This window comes from Bacillus sp. PK6-025 (genome assembly GCF_056530265.1).
Genome location: NZ_CP096509.1, coordinates 2,065,843 through 2,085,620, shown reverse-complemented (window position 1 = coordinate 2,085,620; position 19,778 = coordinate 2,065,843). Strand labels below are relative to the sequence as shown.

Annotated in this window: 17 protein-coding genes; 9 read left to right on the top strand and 8 right to left on the bottom strand. The window is 46.1% G+C overall.

What is annotated here, in order from left to right; translation table 11 throughout:
• Nucleotides 1–387: 387 nt before the first annotated feature.
• From M1D67_RS10915 to M1D67_RS10900, 4 genes are all read right to left on the bottom strand, one after another.
• Nucleotides 388–894, bottom strand: coding sequence for a GNAT family N-acetyltransferase (locus M1D67_RS10915; protein ID WP_195536412.1), 507 nt, complete (start codon nt 892–894; stop codon nt 388–390).
• Between the two features lie 26 nt (nt 895–920).
• Nucleotides 921–1,178 carry a YnfE family protein gene (locus M1D67_RS10910; RefSeq protein ID WP_020451644.1) on the bottom strand — a complete coding sequence of 86 codons (258 nt, stop codon included), beginning with the start codon at nt 1,176–1,178 and terminating at the stop codon, nt 921–923.
• 98 nt (nt 1,179–1,276) lie between these two features.
• Nucleotides 1,277–2,824: a cellulase family glycosylhydrolase gene (locus M1D67_RS10905; RefSeq protein WP_041817446.1), complete on the bottom strand. Its 1,548-nt coding sequence runs from the start codon at nt 2,822–2,824 to the stop codon at nt 1,277–1,279.
• Between the two features lie 425 nt (nt 2,825–3,249).
• Nucleotides 3,250–3,621, bottom strand: a complete 372-nt coding sequence (locus M1D67_RS10900; protein ID WP_277868623.1) for a DUF1360 domain-containing protein — start codon at nt 3,619–3,621, stop codon at nt 3,250–3,252.
• 165 nt (nt 3,622–3,786) lie between these two features.
• Between M1D67_RS10900 and ric the strand changes: the two genes are divergently transcribed.
• Nucleotides 3,787–4,500, top strand: a complete 714-nt coding sequence (gene ric / locus M1D67_RS10895) for an iron-sulfur cluster repair di-iron protein (protein ID WP_479831818.1) — start codon at nt 3,787–3,789, stop codon at nt 4,498–4,500.
• A 44-nt stretch (nt 4,501–4,544) separates the two neighbouring features.
• Here ric and M1D67_RS10890 read toward each other — a convergent pair whose 3' ends face one another.
• From M1D67_RS10890 to M1D67_RS10880, 3 genes are all read right to left on the bottom strand, one after another.
• Nucleotides 4,545–6,899 (bottom strand): nitric-oxide reductase large subunit, encoded by a 2,355-nt coding sequence (locus M1D67_RS10890; RefSeq protein WP_479831817.1) that lies wholly within the window; start codon nt 6,897–6,899, stop codon nt 4,545–4,547.
• Nucleotides 6,900–7,054: 155 nt separating this feature from the next.
• Entirely contained in the window at nt 7,055–7,723 is a 669-nt protein-coding gene (locus tag M1D67_RS10885) for a Crp/Fnr family transcriptional regulator (protein ID WP_023857565.1), read from the bottom strand.
• 43 nt (nt 7,724–7,766) lie between these two features.
• Nucleotides 7,767–8,006, bottom strand: a complete 240-nt coding sequence (locus M1D67_RS10880; RefSeq protein ID WP_479831816.1) for a DUF2164 domain-containing protein — start codon at nt 8,004–8,006, stop codon at nt 7,767–7,769.
• A 220-nt stretch (nt 8,007–8,226) separates the two neighbouring features.
• Here M1D67_RS10880 and M1D67_RS10875 point away from each other — a divergent pair, with 220 nt between their 5' ends.
• Together M1D67_RS10875 and M1D67_RS10870 are read left to right on the top strand one after the other, a co-directional pair.
• Nucleotides 8,227–9,411 (top strand): nitrate/nitrite transporter, encoded by a 1,185-nt coding sequence (locus M1D67_RS10875; protein WP_020451637.1) that lies wholly within the window; start codon nt 8,227–8,229, stop codon nt 9,409–9,411.
• 146 nt (nt 9,412–9,557) lie between these two features.
• A complete protein-coding gene (locus M1D67_RS10870; RefSeq protein ID WP_020451636.1) occupies nt 9,558–10,271 on the top strand; it encodes a Crp/Fnr family transcriptional regulator in 714 nt (237 codons plus the stop codon).
• Between the two features lie 45 nt (nt 10,272–10,316).
• Here M1D67_RS10870 and M1D67_RS10865 read toward each other — a convergent pair whose 3' ends face one another.
• The gene (locus tag M1D67_RS10865; protein ID WP_479831815.1) at nt 10,317–11,039 is read right to left on the bottom strand and encodes a YwiC-like family protein; all 723 of its coding nucleotides are present in this window, start codon (nt 11,037–11,039) and stop codon (nt 10,317–10,319) included.
• Between the two features lie 149 nt (nt 11,040–11,188).
• Between M1D67_RS10865 and M1D67_RS10860 the strand changes: the two genes are divergently transcribed.
• From M1D67_RS10860 to narH, 6 genes are all read left to right on the top strand, one after another.
• Complete coding sequence (locus tag M1D67_RS10860) at nt 11,189–11,656, top strand: cyclic nucleotide-binding domain-containing protein (RefSeq protein WP_020451634.1); 468 nt, start codon at nt 11,189–11,191, stop codon at nt 11,654–11,656.
• Between the two features lie 112 nt (nt 11,657–11,768).
• Nucleotides 11,769–12,872, top strand: coding sequence for a TIGR04053 family radical SAM/SPASM domain-containing protein (locus tag M1D67_RS10855; protein WP_023857568.1), 1,104 nt, complete (start codon nt 11,769–11,771; stop codon nt 12,870–12,872).
• 109 nt (nt 12,873–12,981) lie between these two features.
• The gene (locus M1D67_RS10850) at nt 12,982–13,206 is read left to right on the top strand and encodes a DUF1858 domain-containing protein (RefSeq protein ID WP_229129053.1); all 225 of its coding nucleotides are present in this window, start codon (nt 12,982–12,984) and stop codon (nt 13,204–13,206) included.
• Nucleotides 13,203–14,444: a DUF438 domain-containing protein gene (locus tag M1D67_RS10845; RefSeq protein ID WP_128822467.1), complete on the top strand. Its 1,242-nt coding sequence runs from the start codon at nt 13,203–13,205 to the stop codon at nt 14,442–14,444. Before M1D67_RS10850 ends, M1D67_RS10845 begins: the two co-directional genes overlap by 4 nt.
• Nucleotides 14,445–14,616: 172 nt before the next feature.
• Nucleotides 14,617–18,303, top strand: coding sequence for a nitrate reductase subunit alpha (locus M1D67_RS10840; RefSeq protein WP_026579646.1), 3,687 nt, complete (start codon nt 14,617–14,619; stop codon nt 18,301–18,303).
• Nucleotides 18,293–19,762: a nitrate reductase subunit beta gene (narH, locus tag M1D67_RS10835; protein ID WP_020451629.1), complete on the top strand. Its 1,470-nt coding sequence runs from the start codon at nt 18,293–18,295 to the stop codon at nt 19,760–19,762. The genes M1D67_RS10840 and narH overlap by 11 nt, the downstream gene beginning before the upstream one ends.
• The last annotated feature ends 16 nt before the right edge of the window (nt 19,763–19,778 follow it).

Below are 19,778 nucleotides of genomic sequence, written 5' to 3'. Positions count from 1 at the left end.
GGAGTGAAGTTAATACATTACATGTGAATGCTGATGTTGAAGTCAATGAACTATTACATATAATGTTGTGGACATTTCAAATCAGTAAAGTAAAGTTGAGAGAACCAGCCAAAATTACAATGTAAGTTAAAGGAGTTTGCGAAGAATGGGTTATAGGAATGGAAATTATGGCTGCATTTTATGTCAAAGAACTGTTTAGTGAAAGTAGTTCAAGGGCTAATGCAACCAAGGGTTTTGTGTCGTACAGCTGATGGAGGAACATTGCATAATCCTGACCTTCATTTCTTTCTAGTTTACATAATATATATTCTCGGAAGTTAAGGATTGAAAAGAAATTCTGTCTCAATCTCAAAGTATACTCAAGTTAGTGAGACAGAATAAAAAATTTTATCGATAAACTGAATATACGGCAATTTCTTTTCCCCATTTATGTATCGTTTTTTCTAAAGTCATGCCGATTCGTTCGGCAACTTTTCTGGACGGCAGATTTTTCGCATCAGGTAAAGATACGATTTTTTTCAGGTGAAATGCCTCAAATCCATACTGTTTGCATGCTGATGCCGCTTCGGCTGCATAGCCGTTTTTCCAGACGCTCCGTTTAAACAAATAGCCGATTTCCATTTCGTCCGATCCTTCGACTTCCTGTGGCACGATGCCGCATTGACCTAGAAATTCGCCTGTTTGTTTATGTTCGGCAACCCACAGACCGATTCCATGTTTTTCATAGTTTTCAAGCGTCCAGTCGATCCATTGCAATGTCTGTTTTTCATTCTTTGTCGATGGATAATATTCCATGGCTGTCGGGTCAGAAAAGATTTCGAGCAGGTTTTCCGCGTCATCACGCCTCATTTTTCGCAAAATCATCCGGTCTGTCTTCATGATCGTATCTTTCATGGTTCTTCTCCCCCTTATTTTATTGATTATGAAGACGTTAATTCCCGATAAACCGTTTCTAATTCTTCCATTGTCAGATCTCCGTATGCGCATTTAATCACGGCATCTGCGAATTCATCATAGTCGTCATCTGTTGAAAAACCTTGCTGGAGCGTTTTGGCGTAAAGCGCGATTTGTTTTTTTCGCTTTTCAATGTCTTCCTCTTTGCCTGCGTAATCAGGTCCATTGATCGTGTCGTAGTTTTCCTTGACAAGCATCATGTATTGCTGCAATGTTTCATTCATACATCCATCTCCTTTCATGTTTACAAAAATATTCCTCATTCCTTCCATTATAATATATACGAAAACGGACACCAAATTCGGTGTCCGTTAAAGTGCCGTTATTTAGGTTCAGCGCCCCAAATCAGTTTTCCATTCTCATACAACGTGATTTTTTTCGTATTTTTAAACGTGTTTGAACCTGAAGAAAATGAATAGTCGCCGCTTTGGGCATAATTGCTCCAGTTGTCATTGTGAAGACGGATCTGGATTTCGCCTGTACTTGCACCCGGCGCTAATGTACCGTTTTTAAATCCTACTTCAAGATACGTGTCTGCTCCGTTTACCGCTTTTTTTAATTGGACGAATTTGTGCGTGATTTTGCTGCAGCCGATTTGGGCATAGTCGCAGTCAAAATTTTGTCCTTTGTGATTCGTTTTATACCAATAGCGGACAGTGATTCGATTTAAAGACACGGTTTTTTTGCTGTTGTTTTTAATGTTGAGCTGAGGGCGGATTTGGTTGCCGTTTACATTGTTGTCCCCCGCTCTGTATTGTACTGCTATCGTGTTGGCTGCAGCGCCGCTGTCTTGACCTGGTTTATCCTGATCCTTTTTCTGGTCTTTTTGATCTGACCCTTTCGAATCCGATCCAGAGTCTCCTGACGAACCGTTTGATCCGCTGCGGATGTTTTCCCTGACGAATTTACCTGATGAGGATAAGTCGGATTGAGACCATCCTCCCTTTTTAGAGGCGCCGGAGTTTAAAGCAGCTGACGACTCTTGTTTGTCGCACAAGCTCCAGTTTACCCAGCTGATTTTTTTGCTGTCTAAATATTTCAGCCACTCCCTGGATTGGTCGAGGTAGACACCGCCGTTTCCGGAAGCATCGCTCGTTCCCCATTCTGTGACGAAAATCGGCGCTCCTTTGCTGAGTGCATAGTCTGCTTTATCCCGCAAAGACTGACCGTGCGTACCCGCATAAAAATGGAGCGCGTACATGACATTGCCGTCTTTCAGCTGATTGTCCGCCGCATCGTTGACATCTTGGCTCCAAGTGCCTGTCCCAACGATCACAATATTTTTCGGAGAATTTTTGCGGATCACGGACAAAATGTCTTCAGCGTAAGGTTTAATGTCACGGTTCCAGTTGACATCGCCGTTCGGCTCGTTGGCAATTTCAAAAATGACGTTTGGCGTCTTGCCGTAAAGCCTTGACATTTCGTTGAAAAACTCTTTTGCTTTCGCTTTGTTTTGGTTTGGATTGCCGTCGCTCAGTATGTGCCAGTCGATGATCACATAGATTCCGAGTTCTTTTGCCGCTTCGACGGCTTCCTTCACTTTGTTTTTAACCGACGGATTGTCAATATAGCCGCCTTCACCCGTATACATAGCCGCGCGGAAGACATTGATGCCCCAGTCGTCTCTCAGCCATTTTAACGAGTCTTTGTTGACATAATCGCCATACCACTGCAGCCCGTGTGAACTGATTCCTTTCAGCTGAACCGCTTTTCCTTTTTGATTGACGAGCTGCGTACCTTTCAAGGTGAGCTGTCCGTTTACAGCAACGGGTGTTTGAGAAGCGGCAGACGCTTTAGGTGCGATGATACCGCTGATGCCGAGTGTTGCTACCATGAAGCAGGCGATGAAGACAGAAATGGAACGTTTCATGTATGACATTCTTTTTCCTCCAATGATGTTATTTTCCAAAAACACTTTCTGGCAGACATTTTCACCCCTTTCTTGGCTTGTAGCACGTTACTGATTGTAAAAAAACTATTCATTGATTGTCTATCAACCATATTTCACGTTTTTTTCGTTTTGAAAATCTATCTATTTCCTCTTTTCGTATGAAATGGGAGGTCTGAATGCTAATGATGAAAAGCTAAAAAAGTATGACCGGGGACTTTGTGCTTCCTTTTTCTCTCAATTCGAAATTTTAAAACCTGATTCTTCTTCAAAATAATGTCTTCCCTCTGCCTAAAATGCGGCAACCGGGAAAAAATCGCTGTAAAAAGTTCACAAAGCGGACATGTTCTCTCTGCTGTTTGTGTCACTTTATTGTCAAAAAAATAAAACCATCCGCTTGGAATGGTTTATTTCTTTAAATCAGAGAAAAAGCTGACAAGTTTTGTTGCGACACCGACAAGCGTTTCAAGAATCGCCTGTCCACCTGCGACCGATAAAATTAAAATTAACGGGAATATCGTTTTTGGGACAATCAGATACCCGACAGCGATGATCAAAGCGCACCATATCCCTGCGCACCAATAGCAATTCAGCAAATAGCCGAAGTTTGATTTCGGCACTTTTTTCGTTTCTACTTGCCCTTGTTCATCAACCGTCTGCTTTTTCTTCATGAACGGTTTCCGGATAAACTCCGTAATCTTGTCAAAAACAATCAAATGAGTTAGCCGGTAACTGGCGAGAATCAGCATCGTAAATGTAAGCCAGGATAAATGCTCCATTGCAGGCCTCCAACATGAAAAGTTATCTATAGCTATTTCCCGATTTCTTCTGACTTATTGCTTTTTTTGTCATTTTTCCCGAATGTGATGTAGATCACGATTTTCCATCGGTGAACCCGTTACATTTAACCCATAGCATAAAAAACACTTCAGGAGGTTTTACAAATGGAAGCAGTATTTGATCAAAACACAAAAACAGGTGATATTGTTACGCGTTTTCCAAGAGCCAGCCGGCTGCTGAAAGAATATCGCATCGACTTTTGCTGCGGGGGCAACCGCCCGATCGGTGAAGCGATAAAAGAACAGGATTTAAATGAAGAAGAAATTTTAGCAAAAATCAATACATTATATCAAGAGACAAAGGCATTGAACGCAAAAGAGACGAACTGGAGTGAAGCCCTTTATTCACAGCTGATCGACCATGTGATTCATACGCACCATGCTTACCTGTATGAGGTGCTTCCTGAACTATCAGGCTTTGTCACAAAAGTCTACCGGGTTCACGGCATCCATCATCCGGAACTCGCCCAGGTCCATCAATTGTTCCATCAGCTGAAAACTGAACTGGAACACCATCTCTTTCAGGAAGAGGAACTCATTTTCCCGAAAGTGACGGCCTATGAAGAGACGCGATCAATGGACAGCCTGGCAGAAGCGGTTCAGGCGATCGACGTCCTTGAACAAGAGCATGAAGCCGCAGGCAGCATCTTGAAGGAACTGAGAAAAGTGACCAATGACTATACCCTTCCTGAAGGGGCATGCACAACATATACACTGACTTACTTAAAGCTTGATGAATTGGAAACAGATCTTTTTCAGCACATTCACCTGGAAAACAATATTTTGTTCCCGCGGCTTGAAGCGGAAGCCAATCAATAAAATAAAAAGACAGAGGATTTCACTTCCTCTGTCTTTTTGTTTATCTATTCATCTGAAGCAATGTCTTTAACTGGCAGCGCTTCTCCTTCCTGATGCGTCGGTTTGCGGAGATGGAATAATGCTCTGATGCTGAATATGACCAAAATCACGATTCCGGCTAAAAAGATCGTATCCGGCACAGCCCTCCAAGTCAGCAGCGTTTGCACCGTATCCTGCTGTAAAAACTCAGGCGCCCTTGAGCTCCAGTACCCGTCTTCAAACGCTTTTTTCAATTGAAGAAATCCGACCGGCAACAAATTGATAAACACCATTCCGAACAAGCCGATGTTCAGCGACCAGCAGGCTATTTTCAGCCATTTATCATTCCACGCTTCTTTTTTGGCGATATTGCGTAGCGTATACAGCCAGACAGCAATGGCAAACATGCCGTACACGCCCATCATCGCCCCGTGCCCGTGGGCAGGTGTCAGGAACTGGCCGTGCTCAAAATAGCTGACAGCAGGCAGATTGATCAAAAAGCCCAATACCCCTGCACCGACCAGATTCCAGATCGCCGTTGAAATCAAGAACCAGAACGTTGCTTTATACGGGAAATGATGGCCTCCGTCTTTCATCATCTTGTATTGTTCATAAGCTTCCAATACAAGCAGGGTAAGAGGAATCACTTCCAGGCATGAGAAGACGGAACCGAGGCCGATCCAAACTTCGGAAGAACCGTTGTAATAGTAATGATGTCCGATCCCGATGACACCGCTCCCCAGCAGGATCGTCAGTTGAAAATAAAGCGTTCTGACGGTCGATTTTTTCGTAACCAGGTTCATTTGCACGAGCAAAAAGCCGATGACCACGACGGCAAAGACTTCAAAAATCCCTTCCACCCAAAGATGGATAATCCACCACCGCCAAAAATCCGACATTGTAATATTTGTGCCGGGATTAAAGAAAAAGGCTGCACCGTAAAACAGCGGAATGGCGATCGAAGAATAAAACAGCAGATGAATCAAACCGCCTTTATCAGATTCCCGCTTGAGGCCGCTCTTAATGCCTCTGAAAACGATAAACAGCCATATCAGCATGCCGAGTGCGAGAATGACCTGCCAGAAGCGGCCGAGTTCAATATATTCCATTCCTTGGTGGCCGAATAAGAACCAGTTGTTTCCTAAAAGGCCTTTCGCTCCGAGCCATTCGCCAGCCATGCTTCCGCCGACAAGGACGATCAGCGCCCAAAACAGAATATCGACAAGCAGCCCCTGCCTTTTCGGCTCGCGGCCTCCGACAAGCGGCGCTGCATAAATGCCCATACCGAGCCATGAAGTCGCAATCCAGAAGATCGCCAGCTGGAGGTGAAATCCCTTAGATATGCTGAATGGCAACATATCCCTGATCCAATCGATCCCAAAAAAGCTGTCCGGCTCAATATAATAGTGGGCAAGCAAAGCTCCGAACATGGCCTGAACAAAAAACAGCAGCGACACAACGGCGAAATATTTTCCGGTTTTAACCTGTGATGCCGTAAGCGGCTGTTTATCCAGATCAAATACCGGAAACGCCCCTTCCTGATAAGCCTCTTTCATTCCAAGCTTGTAACGGTAAAACACGAATAAAATAATGCCGACAAATAAAATAAGGATGGTGACGCTTGCGCCGCTCCACCAAACGGCGGCAAATGACATCGTGTTTCCGGCATCTTCATCATACGGCCAGTTGTTCGTGTACGTAATGTCGTCGCCAGGCCTTAATGTACTAGAAAGCCATGCCGTCCAGAAGATAAAATCGGAGATCTGCGTGATTTGGTCTTCGCTGTCAACCCACGCTCTGTCGCGTTTAGGCATGTGGCTTTCTTTAATTAAACCGGGCTCAAGCCCCCAGCCGTCTCCTTTTTTAAAGACATTGCGGTAATGATCACGCACTTGCTGCAATCCATAAACCTGCGCATCTGTCAGCTTCAATGTATCTGACGCGCGATTATAACGGTTTTTTCTCATTTCGCGGATGACTTGATTCCGGATGGTGGACTGCTTTTCATCTGAAAGTTGTTTAAAGCGCTTGCCGTATCGTGCCTCCGCCTTAAAATCCTGCATCCCTTCCGTATAGATTTTCAGGGCTTCGGCCGTGTAATCAGGCCCCATGTAAGATCCGTGCCCCAAAATCGTGCCATAATCCATCAGCGCGTATTTTTGAAATACGGCCTGACCGCCTGAAATGGACGATTTGGTCATGAGCACCTCTCCGTTTGGCCCGGACACTTCAACTGGTCTTGGTGCAAGTCCTTTGAAGATCCAATAGCCTCCCAAAAGCAGCACCGAAAAACTAACGATTAAAGTAAAGACGAGAACAGATTTCAAAAAACCGTTTTTCGATGCTTTTTTAACGGGCACCGTCTTTCTTTGAACTTCCATTGCGGTTCACTCCTTTTTTGATTTTGCATGTCCTAAGATACTGGATATGCAGCACACCGGTTGTGAACCAGATCACTTAAATAATGGCGGATTTGTGAACAAAATAAAAACAGGCTTTCCATCTGTTGTTCAATGGAAAGCCTTCATCTTATCCTTCAATTGCAGCCGTTCAGCCAGTCTGTATCATGTATGAAAATTCCGCTCCTGTCAGCTGTCAGCAGATTTTTCTTTTTCATTTCATTTAATGTGCGGTTAATCGTTTCCCTTGACGTTCCGACCATGTTCGCAAAATCCTGATTGGTAATGGGCAGGCTGATGTAGACCCCTTTTTCTTGAGGAATGCCGTGTTCTGCAGCGAGCTTCATTAATACATGCGTCAAGCGGTGCTGGACATCTTTTGAAATAAAACCCTGGATCCGCTCTTGCAAATCGAGAATCTTTTTCCCCATGATTTGCATCACTTTTATTGTCATTTCCGGATATTTCATCAAAAGTTCATTAAAATCAGCGATGCGGATTACGATCAACTCGGTTTCCTGAACGGCTTCGGCTGTTGCCGGGTATGGGGAGCGGTCAAAAAAGCCGACATGGGGAAACATGTCCCCGCTTTGCAGAATCGAAATCACTTGCTCATTGCCGTCTTCATCGATTTTAAAGGCTTTAACAAGACCGGATTTAATGAAGAATACCGCTTCCCTCTCTTCCCCTTCCATAAAAACAAACATTCTCGGCTGATAGGTGCGCTTGACCGCGATTTGCTCGATTTGTTTGAACTCTTCATCATTCAGCCCGCTGAAAATCATAAATTGCTTCAGAAACTCCATTGGTCTTTCAATCCCTTCGGTTTTGCTAAAGGAGAGCGCGTTGTCACAGACGGCGCTCCAGCGCAAAGAGCTCTTCTTCAATCGCCGCTGCCTTCTCTTCCACGACTCTGCGGCTGTCCTTCAGCGCCTGATTATAAAAGTAAGGGCCCAGCTTTTCCTTTACGAATTCAAACATTTGAATCGCCGCGATGTCTCCAACCTCTTCTCCCCTTTCTTCAACATAAAAGCGTTTGATTTCCTCGATGATCGCTTGCTTTTCTCCTTGCGTAAGCTTTATAAACATAAAAGCGGCACTCCTTTTTTTATTTTCATGATAAACGAAAAAGTCCGCAAATGAACCATTTATTTTTTACATCCGTTTACTATCCCTCACTTACCGATATTAAACACGAATCAAACGAATGACCGTGTGACGTAATTCACAATGTTTTTAAAAGACTTTTTGTAAGATAAACATGCTGATTGATTTATTCATTTTTCCCTTTGAAAGGAGCAAAAACGCAATGGTAAATCGTCAAAAAATACAATTACCGCTGCAGTCATTTAGTTTAGTCGCAGGATTTATGGTTTGGGTGTTGATTTCCTCTTTAATGCCCCACATTAAGCAGGACATCGCCCTGACAGACAGTGAGATCTCCCTTGTCACGGCCATTCCGGTCATACTCGGCTCGCTTCTGAGGATTCCGCTGGGATACTACACAAACAGATTCGGTGCGAGAATCACGTTCATGATCAGCTTTGTGCTGCTTCTGTTCCCGATTTTTTGGATCAGCACAGCCGATTCGCTGTTCGACTTGATCCTTGGCGGATTCTTCCTCGGCATCGGCGGAGCGGTCTTTTCCATCGGGGTCACATCATTGCCGAAATACTACCCTAAAGAAAAACACGGGTTTGTCAATGGGATCTACGGCGCCGGGAACGTCGGTACAGCGATTACCACGTTTGCCGCTCCTGTCGTAGCAAAGACAGCCGGGTGGGAAAATACGGTGCGGATGTACATCGTGTTAGTCGCCGTATTCGCTTTATTGAACTTTATCCTTGGAGATCGAAAAGAAACAAAAGTGACGGTTTCTGTAACAGAGCAAATGAAGGCAGTCTACCGAAATCAGACATTATGGTTTTTAAGCTTGTTTTACTTCATTACATTCGGATCTTTCGTCGCGTTTACGATTTATCTTCCGAACTTTCTTGTTAATCACTTCGGGCTTGATCCCGTTGATTCAGGGCTTAGAACCGCCGGATTTATCGCTGTCGCAACTTTTCTGAGGCCTGTCGGCGGCTGGCTCGCGGACAAATTCAACCCGCTGAAGCTGTTGATGTATGTATTTGCCGGCTGTACCTTGTCAGGGATTTTATTGGCCTTTTCACCCAGCCTCGGACTTTACGGATTTGGGGTATTAACCGTTGCCGTGTGCGCCGGTCTTGGAAACGGGATCATCTTTAAGCTTGTGCCGCTTTATTTTTCAAATCAGGCCGGCATCGTCAATGGGATTGTATCAGCGATGGGCGGCTTGGGAGGATTCTTCCCGCCACTCATCCTGTCAAGCGTTTTTCAGGCAACCGGCCATTATGCGATCGGATTCATGGCGCTGTCAGAAGCAGCCCTTGCCAGCTTTGTGATCGTGGTCTGGATGTATTTTCAGGAAGTGAGCAAAACATCGACCAAAACGAAGACGAACCATTTATAAACCTTTCCTGCAAAAGGAGCCTTGAGCTGATGTGCTCAGGCTCTTTTTTGGGACTTTATTCATAAGTTCACAATATTGTTTATATTTAAAAGGTCACTCAGCCTTATTTAACGTTAAAATAAGAACTGCTAAAGGGGTGACGCTCAATGAATATTTCTGTTAGAAAATCAGACACAGATTTGCTCTCAGACGATCTGCATCACTTGCTGGAATCAATCAGTACACGACGAAAAATCAGGCAGGACACATTCCTTTTTCAAGAAGGGATGGATGCGGAGGAACTGTATCTTATTCAGTCGGGACTTGTCCAAATCGGCAAATTGACGTCCGATGGCAAAGAACTGACACTCAGAATGTGCAAAAAAAATGATATTGTCGGGGAGCTTACGCTTTTTACAGAAGATGCGAAATATATGCTGAGCGCAAAGATCCTCTCTGATGGCGAAGTGTTGGTCATCAATAAAGATAAGCTTGAAAAAGAACTCATACAAAACGGTGCACTGACGTTTGAGTTTATGAAATGGATGAGCACGCATTTGCGAAAGATTCAATCGAAAATCCGCGACCTTTTGCTGAATGGTAAAAAAGGCGCGCTCTACTCCACCTTGATCCGTCTCGCAAACAGCTACGGCATCACAAGAAGCGACGGGATTCTCATCAATATTGTGCTGACGAACCAGGATCTGGCGAAATTCTGTGCCGCCGCAAGGGAGAGCATCAACCGCATGCTGAGCGACCTCCGGAAGAACGGTGTCATTTCTATTGAGGACTCGGGAAAAATCGTCATTCATCAGCTCAACTATTTAAAACGCGAAATCGACTGTGAAAACTGCCCGCTCGACATCTGCAATATCGACTGAAAAAACGAAAACAAACAAGGACATGAAGCACAGTGTCCTTGTTTGTTACGTTTGCAGCAGAAAAACGATCAACACGGCCATAAAGAAACAGGCATTCACCAGCTCTGAGATTCCGATTGTCTTAATCGACAGTTTCCTTCCATGTAAAAACCACGCTCTGAAACTGCTCGGCACTACACCAAGCACGGCCCATCCTGCCCCCGCGGCCAGCGAGATGAACGGCAGGAATACGTGGTATCCCCATGAATAAAGTTTAAACCGATTGTTTTTCTTTTCGCGGATCATCGACTTGACATAAAAGGCGCTCCCTGTGAAAAACAAAACGGACTGGATAAAAACAAACAATGCTTCACCATCAAGCTTCCCCGCTCCCATCCAGAAGCTTGCAAGCCCGCCCGCGCTGAAAACAAGGATTGCAGCAATATCATTTAAAAGCGCCCTGTCGTTGTTTCTTTTCGCATAATAAAGATTGATGAGAAAGAGCGGAAACAGCGGCAGCCCGAGAAAAACGAGCCGCGGCTCCAGCCAGACCGAAATAAGCAGGAAAACGATGGCCGGAATGCCGTAGATGAGAACCCATTTTTGATAGTAAACGATATTTTTCTTCTTCACCATCATCGTAGCCGGAAATGCCGCTAGATATAGAAACAGCCATCCGCAGAACAGCGGAATATGCTTTACATCCGCGCCCCCGGCGAACATGCCGAGAACAAACGGGATGACAAGCATCGCCCAGGCGCCGTGCTGCTTCGGTATGAACACTTTCATCACGCATCCTCCCTTCTTTTCTATTACATTATAAAAGTTTCGTCTTTTTTACACAGTGACATTTTGCATACAGGCGTGTGAAATAAATCACTGCGCCCTCCAGCCCGGCGCTTTATACTAAATGCTAATATATAGAAGGAGGATATACCATGGACCGGTTTGACTACTTATTGTTTCTGAAAAATCTTCCTATGTTTCTCGGGGTACCCCTTCCGATCATCAAAAGGCTGCTGAAAAACGGGAAGGTGATCGATATCCAGCCATCTCAGCATTCGCGATCGTTCCTTCATTCGCAATCCGTCTATTTTGTTTTAAAAGGGGAAGTTCATTTTTCTGACAGAAGACTTCCAGAAGAATCCCGAACGATCGCCGAGTGGGAAAAAGGCGATGTTTTCCCTATTGATCAAAAAGGCGAACCTTTCGTATCTCCGTTTATTTCAGTCAACACTGCCGCAGAAACCGCCGTACTTGAAATTCCATTTCATACTTTCAAAAAAATGATGACTTATAACCGCCAATTACAGACGAACTTTCTCATGCTGCTTCAGCAGAATTTGTATTTTTCCTACCAGCTTTTTTTGCGTTACCTCAACTCCTCCGCAGAAGACGACGCGTGAGAAGGGCCTCCCCCTTCTTTCCCTTCCTTTTCTAAATGTGATCTACTTAACTTTTTTTCTTTTTCATTTCCGCTACGATACACATGAATGCAAACGAAAGGACAGATGAAAGATGATACATTGCGATTTCGACAAGTCTCCGTTTATCGTCATTTGGGAGCTGACAAGAGCGTGCGAGCTCAAGTGCCTTCATTGCCGGGCATCGGCTCAAAATAAACGCGATCCGCGGGAGCTCACCCTGAAAGAGGGAAAAGATTTAATTGATCAAATTCATGCGATGGACAATCCCCTCCTCGTGCTGACAGGGGGTGACCCTTTAATGAGAGACGACGTATTCGCCATTATTGAGTATGCCGTCCAAAAAGGGGTTCGCGTCTCCATGACCCCGAGTGCTACGCCGAATGTTACAAGAGAAGCGATTCAATCAGCAAAAGAAATCGGCTTATCCCGATGGGCGTTCAGCTTGGACGGCCCAACCCGAGAGATTCATGATCATTTTCGAGGAACGGACGGTTCCTTTGACCTGACCATGAAGGCCATACGCTACATTCATGAATGCCATCTGCCTCTGCAGATTAATACCGTTATATCCGCTTATAACATCGATTACCTGGATGAAATGGCAAAGCTGATCGAAGAATTGAACTGTGTATTATGGAGTGTATTTTTTCTCGTCCCGACAGGCCGCGCGAAGCGGGAAGATATGATTTCGCCGGTGGACCATGAAAAAGTCTTTCTTTGGCTCAGCCGTTTGGCAAAAGAAGCGCCTTTTGACATCAAAACGACAGCAGCCCAGCACTACCGACGGGTCGTTATTCAACAAAAAATGCGGGAAGCGAAAGACCCCAACATGAAAATCCGCTATGAACACGCATTGCAGAAAGGGAAAATGGATGCGATCGGCGGATTGGGCCGGGCTCCGAAAGGTGTGAACGATGGCAACGGCTTTATGTTTATCTCCCATATCGGCGATGTATATCCAAGCGGACTCCTGCCGTTTAAAGCCGGAAACATCCGCGAACAGCCGCTGGCTGAGATTTATCGCGAATCACCGATCTTTAAGGATTTGCGAAATCCGGACGGATTTAAAGGAAAATGCGGCGTCTGTGAATTCCGCCATGTGTGCGGCGGTTCGCGCTCACGTGCCTATGCTCTGACAGGCGATTATCTGGAAAGCGACCCGAGCTGTATTTATATTCCGAAGGCTTTGCGCTGAAAAATGTGATGTACGTCACATTTTTTTCAGCATACTTGTATTACGGTATAGATGAGAATGATCATCACTATCAAAGGATGTGATCCCTCTGCATAATAAAAAAATTGATTTGAACGATTCCGTATACGAACTTTGCACATTGCATCCTGAACTAAAAGCCGTGATGAAGGAAGCCGGGTTTAAAAACATAACGAAGCCCGGCATGCTGGAAACAGCCGGGCGTATCGTGACGATTCCGAAAGGCGCACGAATGATGCAAATCGAATGGCCGCATGTCTTAGACATATTGAAAGCGCACGGATTTGACCCCGTTTGGAAAGGAGAAAAACAATGAGCGAAATGATTAACAACCGGGAAACGCAGCAAGGTCTGCCAGAGGAAAAAAAGCAGCTTCTGAAAGAAATCATCATCGACCTTCATAAAGGAAAACCGCTTGCCGACGTCAAAAAACGGTTTGAAAAGGCGTTCGGTTCAGTCAATGCTGAAGAAATCGCTCAGCTGGAACAGGCGTTAATGAAGGAAGAAGGCATTACCCCCGAAGAAATTCAAGAGCTTTGTTCCGTTCACGCCGCTGTGTTTAAAGGATCGATTGAAGACATTCACCGCGCTGACGCCGATAAGCAGCCAGGCCATCCCGTTCATACTTTTATGAAAGAAAATAAAGAAATCGACCTCCTTTTGAACTTTAAAATGCAGCTTCATTTGGAACGTTTTGAAAAAGAAGATCACCGCGACAACATTCTCAAGCTGCTCACAGACTTAAACTTGCTCGCCGATGTCGACAAACATTACAGCAGAAAAGAAAATCTTCTCTTCCCCTATTTAGAAAAGTATGGAATTACTGGGCCCAGCCAAGTGATGTGGGCTGTCGATGATTTTATCCGCAAGAGCATCAAAGAAGTGAAGCGTTTGTTGGAAGAGTATACGCCGGACAAAAAAGATGAAGTCATCCGCGAGCTAACGTTTATCATTCAAGAAGGCACGGAAATGATTTATAAAGAAGAAAATATCCTCTTGCCGATGGCGCTCAGAACGCTGACAGAAGACGAATGGCTGAAAATCGCGGCTGAAAGCGACGAGATAGGATATTGCCTGACTGCTCCGGAAACGGTGTGGAAGCCTGAACGCCATCAGCTCAAAACAACAGAAGAGGCGGCTGACGGATATGTCAGGCTCTCTACTGGTATTCTGTCCGTGGCCCAGCTTGAGCACATGATGAACCATCTTCCGGTCGATATCACCTTCATCGATGAAAACGATGTGGTCCGCTATTTTTCACACGGAAAGGAACGGATTTTCGCAAGGACAAAAGCCGTAATCGGCCGGACCGTCCAAAACTGCCATCCGCCGGCAAGCGTCCATATCGTCAACAAACTTCTTGACGACTTTAAATCAGGCAAAAAAGACGTTGAAGACTTTTGGATCAAATTTAAAGACAAATACGTGTTCATCCGCTATTTTGCCGTACGCGATGAAAACGGCCGCTATATCGGAACTTTGGAATTCACCCAGAACATCGCCCCGATTCAAGAGATTACCGGGGAAAAGAGAATTTTGAACACGAGCGATTGACCCATTCGACAGCCCGCTTCCATGCAGGCTGTTTTTTTGTCCTCCCTCTCCCCTCCTGAAAATGTGACAAATTTGTGAAAACCCGAAACCATGTGACAAATTTAACAAGGTCCAGCGCCTCCTCCATATATAGTGAGGGTAGCATCACTGACTCAGAAGGAGTGAACCAGCAATGAAAAAAAAGAAACAGAGTCCCATTTTCAGGAGATTAAATTATTTCTCTCCTATTGAACGCCATTCCAATCAACACAGCCAAACCACTTATGAAGACCGGAATTGGGAAGATGTATACAGAAATAGATGGCAGCATGATAAAGTGGTTCGCTCTACCCACGGGGTGAACTGTACAGGCTCCTGCAGCTGGAATATCTACGTCAAAAACGGAATCGTCACATGGGAAGGGCAGCGACTCGATTACCCTTCGACTGGCCCTGATATGCCGGACTTTGAACCGCGCGGCTGTCCGAGGGGAGCGAGCTTTTCCTGGTATATATACAGCCCGCTCCGCGTGAAATATCCGTATGTACGCGGTGTGCTGATCCAGATGTGGCGCGAGGCGCTAAACAGCAGCAAAAATCCGCTGGAAGCATGGAAATCAATTATCGAAAACCCTGAAAAAGCAAAGGCCTATAAACAGGCGCGCGGAAAAGGCGGATTTGTCCGCGCCGAATGGAGCGAAGTCCTGAAGCTGATTTCGGCTTCCCTTCTGTACACCATTGCCAAATACGGTCCTGACCGAAATGTCGGCTTCTCGCCGATTCCAGCCATGTCGATGCTCAGCCACGCAGCAGGGTCACGCTTTATGTCCCTGATCGGCGGGCCGATGCTGAGCTTCTATGACTGGTATGCCGACCTCCCTCCTGCTTCACCGCAAATTTGGGGAGATCAAACCGACGTTCCGGAAAGCAGCGACTGGTACAATTCAGGCTACATCATGACATGGGGTTCTAATGTGCCGCTTACCAGAACGCCTGACGCTCACTTTTTAGCCGAAGCCCGCTATAAAGGGGCAAAAGTGATTTCGATCAGCCCGGACTTTGCCGAGTCCTCAAAGTTTTCCGATGATTGGCTGAGCATCAGACAAGGCACGGACGGCGCACTGGCCATGGCGATGGGCCACGTCATTCTCCAAGACTTTTATGTCAACCAGAAAACGGAGCGTTTTATTGATTATGCAAAACAATATACCGATTTCCCGTTTTTGGTGACTTTGAAAGAGGAAAACGGAACGTTCACAGCAGGCCGCTTCCTCCATGCTAAAGATATCGGGCGTGCGACAGAACATGATGAGTGGAAGCCTGCCGTTTGGGATGAAGACACAGATGGATTTGCGATTCCGCAGGGCACGATGGGCTCCCGCTGGGACGGCCAAGGAAAATGGAATCTGCGCATGGTTGATGAGGATTCAGAAAAACCGATCACACCTCGGCTTTCCATGCTTGGACACGAAGATATGATCGGCACGGTCAACATTCCTTACTTCTCACATGACGGCAATAAAGTGCTTGAAAGACCGCTTCCGATCAAAAAAATGATTCTGGACGGAGAGGAAGTTTTTGTTTCTACCGTTTTCGACCTGACGCTCGCCAACTATGGCGTCAACCGCGGAATTGACGGACAGACGCCGGCATCATTTGATGATCCTGAACCGTTTACACCGGCTTGGCAAGAGCCGATTACCGGCATTAAAAGTGAAATGGTGATCAAGATCGCGAGGGAATTCGCGCAAAATGCGATTGACACAGAGGGCCGTTCAATGATCATTGTCGGCGCCGGTATTAACCATTGGTTCAATTCAGACACCATTTACAGAGCTGTGCTGAATCTTGTGCTTCTCGTCGGAGCTCAAGGGGTTAACGGAGGCGGCTGGGCCCACTATGTCGGCCAGGAAAAACTCCGGCCGGCCGAAGGATGGCAGACGATCGCGACGGCCAAAGACTGGGGAGGCCCTGCCAAACTACAAAACGGAACATCATTTTTCTACTTCGCTACCGACCAGTGGCGCTATGAAGATCAGGAAATCAGCGGGCTTGCTTCCCCTATCGCAAAAACATCGCGCTACAAGCACCACGCCGATTACAATGTGCTGGCGGCAAGACTCGGATGGCTTCCTTCGTATCCGACGTTTGAGAAAAACGGTATTGATCTGTATAAAGAAGCAGAAAAAGCAGGCGCTGAGAACGCTCAGCAAGTCGGAAGCTATATCGCCAGACAGCTTGAGGAGAAAAAGCTCAAGTTTTCAATTGAAGATCCTGACAATGAAAAGAACTTCCCGAGAAATCTATTTGTCTGGAGAGCCAACTTAATCTCGAGCTCCGGCAAAGGTCATGAATATTTTCTGAAGCACTTGCTCGGCACGACTAACGGACTGATGAACGATGATCAGGACAGCGTCCGTCCCGAAGAAATCACATGGCGTGACAAAGCGCCTGAAGGCAAACTCGACTTACTGGTCAATCTCGATTTCCGGATGGCGGGAACAGCCCTTTATTCAGACATCGTGCTCCCTGCGGCCACCTGGTACGAAAAACACGATCTCAGCAGCACGGATATGCATCCGTTCATCCACCCGTTTAACCCGGCAATCAGCGCGCCGTGGGAAGCAAAGTCTGATTGGGATATTTTCAAAGCATTGGCAAAAGCGGTTTCCAATCTGGCTGAAGAAATGGACATGGAACCTGTAAAAGAGGCTGTTGCGACTCCTCTTCTCCATGACACTCCACAGGAAATGGCGCAGCCGCTCGGGAAAATCAAAGATTGGAGCAAAGGCGACTGCCCTGCCGTTCCCGGCAAAACAATGCCGCAAATTCATGTTGTGGAACGGGATTACAAGCAGATTTTCAATAAGATGACATCGCTTGGGCCGAATGTTGTCAAACAGCCGTTTGGTACGAAAGGTATGAACTGGTCTGTTGAAGCGGAATATGATTCCCTCAAAAAAACGATCGGCGTCGTAAAAGACGACACGATCGCCAAAGGCTGTCCTGACATCAGTGATGCAAGACAGGCTGCGGAAGCGGTATTGACCCTCTCTTCCACTTCAAACGGGAAAGTAGCCGTTAAAGCGTGGGAATCGCTTGAAAAAATAACGAATCTTGAGTTGAAAGACTTAGCTGAAGAACGGGAAGAGGAATGCTTTACATTTGAGCAAATTTCGGCTCAGCCGAAAACGGTGATCACCTCCCCTGCTTTCAGCGGTTCTGAAAAAGGCGGACGGCGCTATTCGCCGTTTACAACGAACGTTGAAAAACTGATTCCGTGGAGAACGCTGACCGGCAGACAGTCTTTTTACCTTGATCATGAAATGATGACGGAATTCGGCGAGAACATGGCGACATTCAAGCCGATCCTGATCCACCGCCCTTTCTTGAACAAGCGTCCGGATCAGGAAGGAAAAGAAATCGTTTTAAACTATTTAACGCCGCATAATAAATGGTCGGTTCACAGCATGTATTTTGATTCCCTGCCGATGCTTACCCTTTTCAGAGGCGGGCCGACAGTCTGGATGAATAAAGACGATGCGGAAGAAACCGACATTCAGGACAACGACTGGATCGAATGCTTCAACCGAAACGGAGTCGTCGTCGCACGGGCCGTGACATCACACCGGATTCCAAAAGGAATGGCCTTTATGCACCATGCCCAAGACCGGCATATCAATGTACCGGGAACAAAGCTGACGAATAACCGCGGTGGAACCCATAACAGTCCGACACGCATCCATGTCAAGCCGACGCAGATGATCGGAGGCTACGGCCAGCTCAGCTACGGATTCAACTACTACGGGCCGACAGGAAATCAGCGCGACCTCAATGTCGTGATCAGAAAATTGAAGGAGGTCGATTGGCTTGAAGATTAAAGCTCAAATCGGAATGGTAATGAACCTTGATAAATGCATCGGCTGCCATACATGCAGCGTCACATGCAAAAACACATGGACAAACCGTTCCGGTGCAGAATATATGTACTTCAACAACGTCGAAACAAAACCGGGCATCGGCTACCCTAAACAATGGGAGGACCAGGATAAATACAGAGGCGGCTGGGAGCTGAAAAAAGGCAAACTTCAGCTCAAATCAGGCGCCAAAACAACGCGGCTCATGAATTTATTCTACAACCCGTACCAGCCGACGATCGATGACTACTATGAACCTTGGAACTATGATTATGAAACGCTGACAAACAGTCCGGAGAAAAAACACCAGCCTGTTGCAAGGCCGAAGTCTTCTATTACGGGAGACTTCATGAACCTTGAATGGGGTCCGAACTGGGAAGACGATCTTGCCGGCGGCCACATTACAGGCCTTCAAGATCCAAACGTCAAAAAAATGGAAGAATCGATCAAGACTGAATTTGAAGACGTCTTTATGATGTATCTGCCAAGGATATGCGAACACTGCATCAATCCTTCCTGCGTCTCCTCCTGTCCGTCGGGAGCGATGTACAAACGCGAAGAAGACGGGATCGTTCTCGTCGATCAAAATGCGTGCCGCTCATGGAGACACTGTGTATCATCATGCCCTTATAAAAAAGTGTATTTCAACTGGCAGACGAACAAGGCGGAAAAATGCACATTGTGCTTCCCTCGTCTTGAAGCAGGACTGCCGACAATCTGCTCTGAGACATGCGTCGGCAGAATCCGCTATCTCGGAGTCATGCTTTATGATGCAGATAAAGTCGAAGAAGCGGCTTCAGCCGAAAATGAAAAAGATCTATATCACTCCCAGCTGGAAATTTTCCTTGATCCGAATGATCCCGCTGTCGCAGAAGAAGCAAAAGCTCAAGGCATTCCGCTGGAGTGGATCGAAGCAGCGCAAAAATCGCCGATCTACAAAATGATCATCGATTGGAAAATCGCTCTGCCGCTGCATCCTGAATACCGGACATTGCCGATGGTATGGTATATTCCGCCGCTCAGTCCGATTATGAATATGTTTGAAGGAAAAGGAACGGCCCAATCAGCTGAAGATATCTTCCCTGCCATTGATGAAATGCGGATTCCGATCGAATATTTGGCCAATTTGCTGACTGCCGGTGATACACACCATATAAGAACGACATTAAAGAAAATGTCTGTGATGCGTATGTACATGCGAGCGACTCAAACAAACAAACAGATCGATTCAGCCCTGATTCAAGATACCGGATTGACTGAAGAGCAGATTGAAGATATGTACCGTCTGCTTGCGATCGCCAAATACGATGACCGCTTTGTCATTCCGCAAACCCATCGCGAAGAAGTCGCGGATCTGTACATGGAACAAGGAAGCTGCGGATTATCGTTTGCCGGAGGACCCGGCTCTTGCCAAAACATATAACACTGGAGGGAAGCTT